The sequence below is a fragment of the Rhizobium sp. BK316 genome, from assembly GCF_014193695.1.
Classification (GTDB): domain Bacteria; phylum Pseudomonadota; class Alphaproteobacteria; order Rhizobiales; family Rhizobiaceae; genus Rhizobium.
In genome coordinates, this window is the sequence record NZ_JACHZR010000001.1 from 63,254 (window position 1) to 75,716 (window position 12,463).

The following is a 12,463-nucleotide window of genomic DNA, read 5'->3' on the forward strand; positions in this document are numbered from 1 at the left end:
GACGGTCGGATCGTCTCGCAGCACTAGCCGCGCAAACTGTCGGGCCTTTCGATGAAGGCGTTGCCTGAGCCATCAGCGGCAGCTCTGCCACCCGACATCTTCTGCGCCAGGCGTTTGATCGCATCGCCGAGGTCGGCGATCAGGACGTGGCTTGCAGGAACGACGACGAGCGAAAAGACCGTTGAAACCAGCAATCCGCCAATGACCGCGACCGCCATGGGCGCCCTGAACTCGCCGCCGATCTCGTGGCCGAATGCCGCCGGCACCATGCCGGCCACCATTGCCAGCGTCGTCATGACGATCGGGCGCATCCGCTCGGCACAGGCTTCGATTGTCGCTTCGATACGTGACAGGCCCGACCGCTCGAGCTCGATTGCGAAATCGACAAGCATGATCGAATTCTTCACGACGATGCCCATCAGCATGAGGATCCCGATGACGACCGGCAGCGACACGGAATGGCCGGTGAGGATGAGGGAGGCAACGACACCTGAAAGCGCAAGCGGAAGAGGGGTTATGATTGTCAGCGGTGTGAGCGGGCTGCCGAACAGCAAGATGAGCACGACCACCACAAGGCTCAAGCCCGCGATCATGGCGAAGGCAAAACTCGCAAAAACGCTGTCCTTGGAATCGGAATCGCCGGTAGCCCGCATTTCGACTTCCGCTGGCAGCGCCCCGACGGACGGCAAGTTCTTGAGCGCTGCAATGCCTTCGCCTTGCGTGATCCCTGCTGCAAGGTCCGCGCCGATTTCGACCCGACGCTGACGCTCCATGCGATGGATGACGGACACGCTTTCGCTTTCCTCCAGGCGTGCGACTGCCTCGAGCGGCACGAGGGTCCCCGATGACGTCACGACCCGCAACTGTCGCAGCTTCTCCGACCGGTCTATCCCGGCATCCTCGACGAGCGTGCGGATTGGGATCAACCTGCCGCTGTCCTTGAACGATGGCAGCCTGGAATCGGCATCGCCCAACGTCGCGACCCTGATTGCTGTGGCGACCTCTCTCGCACTGACGCCAAGATCGGCAGCTTGCTCCGGCGACACGATCACCCCGAGTTCCGGCTGGCGTGTCGCCTCCGACGAAGCCGGATTGACGAACATCGCGTTGGAGCGCATTTCGGTCAGGATTGCCCGGGCGGCCCGCGACGCCTGCTCACCATTGGCACTCAGGATTGCGAACGATACATCCCGGCCGCCGCGGTCGTTGATGAATTCGAAGCGAAGGTCGGGAATGGCCTTCAACAGAGCTTCGACGCTTTCCTGGATTTGCTCAAGCCCAAGCTTGCGCTGGCGACGATCTGCAATGGACATCACGATGACCGACTTGCGGATGTCACGTACGCCGTCGGACCCTGATCCGGCGCGCACGAACACGGTCTTGATATCCTCGATCGCCTTGAGACGACGGGCAACCAGATCGCTCACCTCTTCATTGTCGGCAAGGGTCGAGCCTGGCGGCAGCTCGATCGAAACCGTCATCCGGCCGGTATCCTGCGCCGGCAGAAACGCGCTCGGCAGGAAACCGGCAAGCAGGATCGTCAGGGCAAAGAGGCCAGCCGCCAGCTCGGCTGTGATCCATCGCCATCTGATGGCCAAGCCGACAAGCCCACGATAACCCGCAATCATGCGCCCTTCCGCAGGCGCTTTGCCCGGTGACGTCAGGAAGTAGGCGGCAATCAGCGGGGTCACCAGGCGCGCGACCAGGAGCGAGAAGAAGACGGCGATCGCGACCGTCAGGCCGAACTGCCGGAAATATTGGCCTACTTCGCCAGGCATCATCCCGACAGGGGCGAAGACGGCAATGATGGCGGCCGAGATTGCAATGACGGCGAGGCCGATCTCGTCGGACGCGTCGATCGCAGCCTTGTAGGCGCTTTTGCCGAGGCTTTTGTGACGGACGATGTTTTCGATCTCGACGATGGAATCGTCGACGAGAATTCCTGTCACCAGGGTGATCGCAAGCAGGCTCAGCATGTTGAGCGAGAAGCCGGCCAGTTCCATGACCCAGAAGGTCGGGATTGCCGAAAGCGGCAGGCTCATGGCGGCAATGACGGTGGCGCGCCAGTCGCGCAGGAACAGGAAGACGACGACCACGGCAAGAATGGCCCCCTCGATGAGCGTGCTGCGGGCAGACAGAAAGTTGGCGAGCGTCAGCGTGACGCTGTCGTCGACGATTTTGAACTCCGTTCCGGGCCTTGAGCCGGCCATCTCCTCAAGAGCCGAGGCAACTTTTTCGGCAACGTCGACGTCTCCTGCGCCCGTCGCCTTGTAGACCGTAAAGCCGATCGCCGGCTCGCCGTCGACGCGCGCAAAATCCTGCCGCTTCTCCCTCGTGTCGGCAACCGCAGCGACATCGGAGACCGAGACGCTCTTTCCCTGCGGCAAGGCAAGACGAATGGCCCTGAGCTCGTCGAGGGTTGAAACGGCTGCCTTGGTTGCCACCGTCATGTCCTGCGCGTCGACACTGCCCCGCCCGGACGGCAGATTGAACTGGCTTGCGGCGATCTGATCGCTGACCGAGGCCACCGTCAGGCCGAGAGGAGCGAGCCTATCCGCCTTCAGGAGAACGTGGATTTCCCGATTGACGGTACCGACGAGTTCGACGCGGCCAATTCCGGCCAGTCCCTGGAGTTTTCTCACGACGACGTCGCTGACGAAAAAGGACAGATCTTCCGCCGACATCGAGCCGTTATGGGCCGAATAGGTGACGACCGGCTGGTTTTCGGGATCGATCCTGTCGATGACAGGTTCATCAATGGCCGCCGGCAGCCGATCACGGATCTTCGTGACCGCGTCCCTGACGTCGGAGACGGCTCGGTCGACCGGCACGCCGATTTCAAACTCGACCTTGGTCTCCGATCGACCTTCCGAAATCGTGGACTCGATATGCTTGATATCGGGAAGGGCCGCGACGCTGTCCTCGATAAGCCTGGTGATCTGGATTTCGATCTGATCGGGTGCTGCCGCGGATTCTTCGACGGTCACACCGACTGCCGGGACATTAATGGCCGGAAAATAGGTGATCGGCAGCGTTGCGTAGCTCTTCAGCCCGAGGCCTGTGAGGATGACGAACAGGAGAATGACGGGCAGCGGGGTACGGATCGCCCATGCGGAGATGTTCATCGGATAACCTCAGTTGCTTTCGGAAACCGGGCCTGCATCGGTCTGCACCACGACCGGGACTGCGTGATCGCCGGCCTCCATGAAGCCGCCCGACTTCGTCACCACCAAGTCGCCTTCGTCGACGCCGGAGCGGATCTGAACGAAACCGGCTTGGCGAAAACCGAGCGAAACCGGCTTTCGTTCGATGCTGTTGTCCCTGAGGATCTTGATCGACGGTTCCTCGCCGGAACCGGCAATCGCCGAGGCGGGCAGGAATATGCTTTTGCTGCTTCCGATCTCGACACGTGCCGAGGCAAAGGCGCCGATCGGTGCCGCCAATCCACGGGGCAGGGTGATCCGGGCGCGTCCGAGCCGTGTCCGGTCGGCAAGCGCCGGCGCGACGAAACGGACGGTGCCTGTCAAACCATCACGACCGTCGCCGAGAAAAACATGAGCGACGGCGCCGACGGGCACGACATCGAACTGGGCCTGCGGGATTTCCGCTTCCAGTTCGAGCTGGTCGTCATTTGCGATGACGAAAAGTTGCTCGCTGGATGAGGAAGCGGTCGCGCCGACCTTGGCGGACCGGTTGATGATCCGGCCGGCCACCGGCGCAACAATCGTCGCATAGCTCAGTCGCAATTCAATATCCTTGCGCTCCGCAGCGACAGTTTTGGCGGCTGCTTCTGCCGACTGGACAGCCTGCCTGCTGGCTCGCACCGTCACCTCTGCGCGCGCGAGCGCCTTTTGTCGCTGCTCAAGCGCTTCTTGCGACATCAACCCCTTGGGAACGAGCTTTTGCGCGCGCGTAAGATCTGCCTCTGCTTCCTCCTGCGAAATCAAGGCATTGTCGAGCGCGCTTGAGGCCTGCCCGAGTTGTGCTGCCGCGCTCGCCGCCTGCGCGTCGTTTTGCATAAGCTCGACATCGATCCTCGATGTATCCAGTGTCGCAAGCACTTGTCCGCGGTTGACAAGATCGCCTTCCTCGGCTGCGATCGAGACTATCCGGGCTCCGGAGAGATCGGTATTGACGAGCGTCGTTTCCCTTGCAACGACCGTGCCGACGACGGAAACGCTCTGTTCGAGAACCTGGGCTCTCGCAGCGATGACCGACACTTTCGGCGCCTCCATGTCAGCGGCGAAACCGTGGATCGGCAGCCCCGCGGTCGCAGACAGCAGGGCGATCGATACCAGGCGACCCGTTCTGGAGTTTTGGAACGGTCGGTCGCCCTGCGACAGGCAGAGCGTGCGAGAGAGCGGCATGAAGGAGGTCATCTATTCATTCCCTGCGCGATTCTTGTTTGATTGCCGGATATTCAAGGCCGCCGCGTCGGCGACCCCTTGGGTTTTGAACAGGATGCTTCGACCAGCCGAGTCAGAACCGGTAACCCAGCATCAGCATGGTTTTCGACTGAACCTTTTCCTTGACGATTGGGCTGTCTGCCGCGTCTCCGACCAGGAAGCCCACGCCTTGTTCACCCCTGACCACCCAGTTCTCGTTGATCAGGTAGGTGGCCGAGGCGGAGAGATCGACGCTCTTGATCCCAGCCCCGGCCTTGTATTGCGCATAGCCGGAACGGGCCGATTGGGCCGCGTCGACACCGAAATAGGCTTCCATGTAGTTGTCGTCCGCAAAGGTGGCAGAGGCCTCGGCGCCGAGGATGAGATGCTCGGACAGGGGCTGCGAGATTGCCGCGCCGGCGGTTGCGAGCAGGCCGTCGCTTCCGCCGATCGTCTTGTCGACCGAGACGAAGAAACTGGCGGGTCCAAACGTATAGGTGGCCTTGCCGCCGACCGTCACGCCGAAATCGATGTCGCCCATACCGCGCAGCGCGTCAGCATCGTCTTCGTCACGGCCCATGTCGTAGCCGACATTGACGTCGAGGCGGAAAGCATCCTTCTCGAAGGCCTTTATGTCGATGCCGGTCGGATCGATGGTGATCCGGTCGAAGAATTCGGCCGAAACGAAGGGGAAAGGCGAGACTTCAAACTCATCGCTTCCCTCATATTTCGGATTGAAGGAAGCGCCGGCACCGATGACGACGTGCCAATCGCGCAACGTCTGGCGGACCGGGCCGAAACGCTCCGGGTCCGGCGGTGGCGGTTCCTGCGCGGTCTGCCCGTCGCTTGTGAAGTCGGCGGCTTGCACGGCAAAGGGCGATAAGAACAGCGACGCCACGGCGATGGAAAGCAGCCGGGACCGATCGGCGGTCAGTTTGTTAGAGGCAGACATGAATGCTCCGAGGTTGACTTCGCGTGCATCCCCCGAGACCGACCTGGAAGCACGCCACGCCTCAGCAGTGCCATGCACGATGGGCATTGCGTGTTGGATGTTGTTAAGAATTGTTTCTGCTTGGGCGGCGGGTTCTGCGTCATAGAAACATTTCTTCACAATCGCGGGAGAGGACGGCCTCGCCCGTCATGATAAGGATGAGGCCGAAGAACGGAGGTGGCGTGATTGGTTGATGAGCGCGCACGAGCGGCCGTCGAACGGCCGAGGATCCTGATCGTCGAGGACGATCGTCAGATTGCCGAAATGCTGCGGGACAGTCTCGTCGAGCAGGGTATGGATGCGGAGCTCGCGGGCGACGGTGCAGCGATGGACGCGAAGATGCGTGCGATGCCCTTCGATCTCGTTGTCCTCGATGTCATGCTGCCGGGCGAAGACGGTTTCAGTCTCTGCCGGCGCCTGCGCGCAGGTGGCGGCATCCCAATCCTGATGCTGACATCCTTGAGCACCGACATCGACAGGATCGTCGGGCTGGAGATTGGCGCGGACGACTACGTCACCAAACCCTTCGTTCTGCGTGAACTCCTGGCCCGAATCAAAGGCCTCCTGCGCCGGTCGGGCTTGTCGGCACAGCGGGGGGCGAAACCCGCGCCGCGATTGTTGCGTTTCGAGGGCTGGCGGATTGATCCGGCCCGGCGTCAGGTCCACGATCCGGCCCAGGCCAGGATTGCCATGACCACCCACGAGTTCGATCTGCTTCTTGCCTTTTGCAGCAATGCCGGTCGGGTTCTGACGCGCGAGCAGTTGCTTGCGGTCACGCATGCGGGGCTCGCCGGTCCTATCGAGCGCAGCATCGACGTGCATATCAGCCGGCTCAGACAGAAGATCGAGAAGGATCCCCGCGATCCGCTTCTCATCAAGACGGTCCGGCTTGGCGGTTACGTGTTTACCGCGCGGGTGGAAGAGGCCGATGTTTAGACGCCTGCATCGTGTCACGATGACGATCCGCGGCCAGATCACCATCATCATTCTGGTTGCGCTGGTGACGATCATCACCATGGGTGATGCGGTGGAGCGCTGGGCCAGGGAAGATCTTGCCGCCCCGGATCTCGAGAATATCGCCGAAAAGCTGAACGCCATCGCCGAGCTTCTCGGACCCGCCTCGCCTGAAGATCGGCAGATCATCCTCGCCAACGCACGTCGCGCCGGCTGGGACATCGAACTCACGCCGAAGGCGACCGCGAGCCGGTTTGTACAGTCTTCGAGCCATCAGAGCTTTCTGGACATAGTCGCTGCGCGGTTGTTTCCACCAGACAACGAGCCGCCCATCGGCGGCTGGCAGACCTTCCTCGATGACCGGCGGGTGATTGCCGCGCGTGTCGACGACGGCACGATCGTCATCACCTCTGGTTTTCCGGATTCCATGCTGAGCAGCGCGTTCCTGGGACGCGGCCCCTATTACTTCGTCGCCTTTTTCGTATTGATCGGTTTTTTCTTCATATTCGCGATCAGAGCGATCACGGAACCCATACAGCGCATTGCCCATGCGGCGGCGGTTTCCGATATCACCACCGGTTCCCCTGTTTTCGAGGAGAGGGGAACGGTCGAGATCGTTGCATTGGCCCGGGCATTAAACGGCATGCGTCGGCGCATCCGTCTGATGATCGAAGCCCGTACCCGGATGCTGCGCGGCATCGGCCACGATCTGCGCACGCCGCTGACGCGACTGAAACTGCGTGTGGAGCGGATGGGCGACGGCGGTCAGAAAGACGCCCTGCTTTCCGACATCGATCGGATCGAGAGCCTCCTGGTGGAGAGCCTGAACTATCTTAGAAACGACTATGCGACCGAGATGATCGAGCTCGTAGACGTCGCCAGCATCCTGCAGACGGTCTGCAGCGAGTTTGCCGATATCGGCCACGCCGTCCGATACACCGGGCCGAACCGGCTTCTGGCCAGGTGCCGGCCGCTTTCCATCACGCGCGCCGTCACCAATCTTTGCGACAACGCCGTTAAATTTGCAGGCAAGGTCGAGGTGACGATGGCAGAGCGGCCGGAAACCGTAATGATCATCGTTGAAGATGACGGCCCCGGTATTCCGCAGGAACTTAGAGAGCGGGTCCTTGAGCCGTTCTTCAAGTCGGACCAGTCTCGTGCTGGAGGCGGCTTCGGCCTCGGTCTATCGATCGTCGCAGATATCGTTCACGCCCACCAAGGCACATTGGAGTTGCGACAGCGCAATCCCGTCGGTCTCAGCGTTGTTGTCGCGATACCGAAATGAAGGGCGAAGCGGCAATCTGCAATCTGCTATCTAAGGTTCTTCAATGATCGCCGTCCGACGTGCATGTTCGGTGTTGAAGATCGATCGGTCGCTTTAGGTCTACAAGTCCAGGCGTGATGAGCAGGCCGAATTGAAGCTCGGGATCAAAGACATCTGTCAGACACGGGTATCGAACTCCTTGCAAGGCTTTAGAAGCCGTTGCCGTTGCGAGCCAAATTGAAACATTCTCGTTGGTTCAATTATCTCTGATAGGAATTCGTTACCGATAGCCATAGTGCATTCGCAATTATGCTAATATTTAGTGTAGATTGCCCCTGGATTTATGTTGTTTGCCGCGGCAGCAATAGAAAAAGAAATGGAACATTCACCTCATCGCCTGCTGTTTGGTGAGAAGGTGAATGTTCGTTTCCATCTTTTTCTTCGTAGTCGAATTGTCTTTCTTTTTTCGGGAATTGGTGGTCTCGGGCGCAACTGTCTGTGCAGATGTTATTCTATCGCTGCGGGGAGGGCGGATGATGGTAAAACGACCGATTAGAGCGGGAACGCAGTCTCCATCTCTCACTCAAATACGTGCCGGAGGCGCCGGCACGAGCGTGCTGACGGACACGCCAGGCACAATCGCCGGTCCCGTGACCGGTATTGATTTGGGCACGATATTCATCCCGCGCCCGCTCGATTTTGTCGGCAATCTCTTTGAGCAAAACCGCCCGGGTGATGCGGTTGTCAGACCCGATGACCTGGTTGCGTTGCGCATCGAGACGCGCAATCTGACGATCGTTGCAGGGACTCCGCCCCGGCTGAAAAAGCAGGCATCGGGAGCTGCCAATATCATTTTGCATTTTCCGCCCCAGTCGATCACCGAGGAAACGTTTTTCGAGACCCGGCCCGCCGGAACTCAAAACCCTGCCGCGCAGCGGCCTGACGAGCAGGTAAAGCAGGACCCCGCGGGTGGTACCGAAACTCCGCGTGCGCCTCCGATAAGGGCGCGCATTGCCGGGGAATCGCGACTGGTGTTCCAGGTGCCGGATGGCTTTGACGTCCCTTATACATTGGAGGGCGTTCTCGACGCCTGTCAGGCACTCAGTCTAAACGTGGCGGCAAATGCGGGACCTCGCGGTGCGGGGCGGCGCGTATTTACCACGACCGATCTGTTCGATAGCCGCAGGTTGGCTGCCTTGCCGGCCGCAAAGCGTGCCGCCTTGGCCAGTTTCGCGATACGAAGCACCCAGATTGCTGCTGTCCAAAGTGATTTCGCAACATTGAGAGCGCGCCAGTTTTCGGGCGGCACTGCGCTTAAGGCGCTGCCACGGGATCGTTTCGATATCGATATTGCCGTGCCGGCCAGACCTCGTGCGCCTCGTCCGGCACTGCCCGCGGCGCTAACGACGTCGATCGAGTTGCCGTGGCGGCTGATCCTGTCGCCCCATGCCGCTGAAAAATGGCGCCATGCGGCAGCCCCTGCGACCTCGCCGGCCACAAGCCGCACTGAACTCTGGCACTCCAGGCTCGTCGCTCCCGATGCCAACGGCAAGACGATCGAGCCGCCCTATGACGATCCCAACCGCACCGTGCGGGCCATTTGGGCGCTGACCGGCGAAGGTTCGACCAAGTCCATGCAAAGCGGCTGGCCCGTCCCTGTTGCCGCCGCACTGCCGGCGCCCAGCACCGCTCCCTTCCGTATGCCGCTCGACGATTACGATCGGTTCCAGATTACGCATCTTTCATCGAACTTCTCGGTGTCGAACTACACGCCGCAGCCCGTCGATACCAATCTGATGATGCTGACCGCACTTGGCGGCTGGCTTGAATCACGCGGTAACTGGGATCCGCCGGGTCTTTCGGTCGAGGAGTGGGGTCATCGCGCCAGCATGGGGCGAGACCACTATGTGCGTGTCGTCTATCGCGGCTTCCTGTTCCCCTTTGGCCATCGTGTTTCCCTGGTCAAAGTCAGCGAGCGCAAGTTCCACAACGGCGCCAAGGACGGTGAGGGCAAACCGGTCATCGAGCAGATGCCGGGCAACGCTGCATATTTGCGTCAACGCTTGTTTCTCATCGTACGCGAACGCGAGCGCAACTATGCGGAGCCCGGTGCAGATCAGCTGCGAAACAATGCGGGAAATGTGTTCTATTCCCGCCAATTCCCATTCACCAGCATACGGGTTCTCACGCAGGTAACGCCAAATCTCGATCAGCCGACGGCTTCGGACGTCGCCGGATTCGGGCAGCGTATGTTCTGGCCCAATGTCAATGGCCAGCCATTTAAATTCCAGTTCATCGCAACCGATCTCGATGGGCGGCGCGTGGCTTTTGATCTGCCGATGATTTTCATGGATAACACGTTGGCATGTCCGCGTATTCTGAACCCGGGCAGCAGCAAGCTCGTTCCTGATTTTACCGCGGCGGAAACCAATGCAGCCATCGCGAACCAGAGCTATACCAATGCCGGCCCCAAACATACGGCTGGTCTCAATCTGCAGCGTGTTGCGATGGCCACGAGCGTCAAGGCCGGCGATACATCGGTCCAGGTCGAGGAGATCGATTTTGGCGGCGAGGTTGAGGCCAACAACCAGACACTGCGCAATTTCAGCAACGGGCTCAACCGGCCGGTATTTTTCCCCAAGGTCGCTGAGACACGGGCTCGCATCGGTGCGCTCGCCCATCTCAGCGGCAGCACCAAATCGAACGCTCTGGTCTGGAACGCGTTCTATCTCAAGAAGGGCTTCGACACCAATGTCGGCGAGGTCTTTGCCGACGTAAAGAACGATCCCAACATGGCCAAGCTCGATTTTTCGTCGCAAGGCGATCGGTCGGGCGGTTTTGTCCAGCCTAATTTGAAGCCGAACGCCTTGTCCCGTTTTGCCGGTCCGGTCATGGGAGATGTCGGCCAGTTTATCGAAGGCAAAGTGCCTGCCGGCGGTGGCTTCCCGACGTCGATCAGCGATCTGCCTTTGCCTTTGCTCTTCGGCTGCATTCCGCTCGGCGAAGTCATCGAGGCCGTTGCAAATCTCGTCGACTCGCCGGAAAAAATTCCGAAGTTCGGCAGCGAAGCCAGCACCCAGGTCGAATCCTTCATCAACGGCCTGGTGCGTCTCTATTCTTTCATTGAAGGCATCGCTTCGCAGCCAAGCAGCATCGGCGATGCTGCAATGTCGGCCTTCAAGGCATCGCTGAACGATCTGCTTGCGCAGGCAAAAGCCTATGCTGCCGCGCAAATTGCCCCTGTAGAGGCAGCCGCCAACCAGCTCATGACGGCGCTCAACGATGTCGCAGCCAAATTGCAGGCTCTCGCCTCGCTCGTCGTCAATGGCGCCGCCACAGCTCCGGATCTCACCAATATCCCGGTGAGTATCGCGACGGCCCGTGCCCACTTAGCCGACCTCAAGACCGCGGCTAACGCGAATATCGGCGGCGTCAATCTGCCATCAGGTATCCGCCAGAGCCTTCTCGGCTTTGTTGCCCAGCTCGATACGGTTCTTGAAGACCTTCAGACCCTGCCCGTGCTTGTGGCACAGGGAAAGGCGCTGTTCGACGCGCTGGAAGCCATTGTTGGCGATCCAAGTCAGATCGAAGCCCTGTTCTCCGATCCGGCGACGCTGAAAACCCGGGTCGAGGCGGTGGCTGCTGCCATCGGTCCGCTCAAGACGACCGTGAGCGGTTTCGATCTGCTTGACGGTGCCCCGCGCAAGGTCATTGTCGACGCGATGACCGCCGTCGAAGAGGTCCTCGGGGGCATTGCCGATCTGCTCAAACTGATAGAAGGGCTTGTCGGCGAGGAACTGACAATTCGCTTCGACTGGAACCCGGAAATCGACAGCTGGTGGCTGCCGGGAACGGCACACACGCCTGACAAGGCGCTGTTTCGAGCCAACGACAAACATGGTTTCCTGATTGCTGTGGAAGCCAAGGTCAAGAAAAACGGTGCTTCGGCACCCAAGATCAGTGTCTCCTGCGGCCTCAAGCATTTTGATCTCGTGCTGATTGCGCCTGCCAGCTTTCTCGAGCTGAACTTCGAGAAAATTGAATTTTCCATCGACAGTGCCGCCAAGATGGATGTCGATGTGCTGCTCAACGACATCAAGTTCGTCGGTCCGTTGAGTTTTGTCGAAACCTTGCGCGACCTCATCCCGCTCGATGGTTTCAGCGACCCGCCTTATCTCGATATCTCGACCAAGGGCATCGATGCCGGCTTCTCGGTCACATTGCCCAGCATCAGCATCGGGGTGATGAGTCTGAGCAATCTGGGTCTTGGCGCCGGGTTTACCGTGCCCTTCATCGGTCAGCCGCTCAGCGTCCGCTTCAACTTCTGCACCCGCGAGCAGCCGTTCTGCCTTACGGTCTACATGTTCGGCGGCGGCGGCTTCTTTGGTGTCACCATCGATCCGCACGGTGTCCAGATCCTCGAGGCGTCGTTCGAGTTCGGCGCCAGCATTTCCATCGATCTCGGTGTCGCCTCGGGTGGCGTGCATGTCATGGCCGGCATTTATTTCCGCATGGAACAGGACGCCGCCTCGCTCACCGGCTATTTCCGGCTCGGCGGCCATGTCAGCGTGCTCGGCATCATCACGGCCTCGCTCGAACTCTATCTGGAGCTTCGTTACGAGTTCCAGTCGGGCAAATGTGTCGGCAAGGCGCAACTGACGATCGAGATATCGGTGTTTATTTTCTCCGGTAGCGTAACGATAACCTGCGAACGCAAATTCTCGGGCGCCAACGGCGATCCGAGCCTGCGCGAGATGCTCGGCTTTAATCCCACTGTCCCGCTGGATCAGGAACTCGGCCAGATCGATGCCGATACTGAATATGCATGGCGCGACCATTGCGAAGCTTTTGCCTGAGCGGGGAGGATAA

The 12,463-nt window shown here is 60.1% G+C and carries 6 protein-coding genes; 3 read left to right on the forward strand and 3 right to left on the reverse strand.

Annotation, left to right across the window (positions count from 1 at the left end; genetic code table 11):
- Positions 1–23 precede the first annotated feature (23 nt).
- The 3 genes from FHT87_RS00265 to FHT87_RS00275 form a co-directional block, all read right to left on the reverse strand.
- The gene (locus tag FHT87_RS00265) at positions 24–3,125 is read right to left on the reverse strand and encodes an efflux RND transporter permease subunit (RefSeq protein WP_183798518.1); all 3,102 of its coding nucleotides are present in this window, start codon (positions 3,123–3,125) and stop codon (positions 24–26) included.
- A gap of 9 nt (positions 3,126–3,134) precedes the next feature.
- Complete coding sequence (locus tag FHT87_RS00270; RefSeq protein ID WP_183798522.1) at positions 3,135–4,379, reverse strand: efflux RND transporter periplasmic adaptor subunit; 1,245 nt, start codon at positions 4,377–4,379, stop codon at positions 3,135–3,137.
- 100 nt (positions 4,380–4,479) lie between these two features.
- Complete coding sequence (locus FHT87_RS00275) at positions 4,480–5,337, reverse strand: MipA/OmpV family protein (protein WP_183798525.1); 858 nt, start codon at positions 5,335–5,337, stop codon at positions 4,480–4,482.
- Positions 5,338–5,562: 225 nt separating this feature from the next.
- Between FHT87_RS00275 and FHT87_RS00280 the strand changes: the two genes are divergently transcribed.
- From FHT87_RS00280 to FHT87_RS00290, 3 genes are all read left to right on the forward strand, one after another.
- Positions 5,563–6,312 carry a response regulator transcription factor gene (locus FHT87_RS00280; RefSeq protein ID WP_183798528.1) on the forward strand — a complete coding sequence of 250 codons (750 nt, stop codon included), beginning with the start codon at positions 5,563–5,565 and terminating at the stop codon, positions 6,310–6,312.
- Positions 6,305–7,615 (forward strand): ATP-binding protein, encoded by a 1,311-nt coding sequence (locus FHT87_RS00285; RefSeq protein WP_183734110.1) that lies wholly within the window; start codon positions 6,305–6,307, stop codon positions 7,613–7,615. Before FHT87_RS00280 ends, FHT87_RS00285 begins: the two co-directional genes overlap by 8 nt.
- Before the next feature lie 593 nt (positions 7,616–8,208).
- Positions 8,209–12,450, forward strand: a complete 4,242-nt coding sequence (locus tag FHT87_RS00290; RefSeq protein ID WP_210277776.1) for a hypothetical protein — start codon at positions 8,209–8,211, stop codon at positions 12,448–12,450.
- The last annotated feature ends 13 nt before the right edge of the window (positions 12,451–12,463 follow it).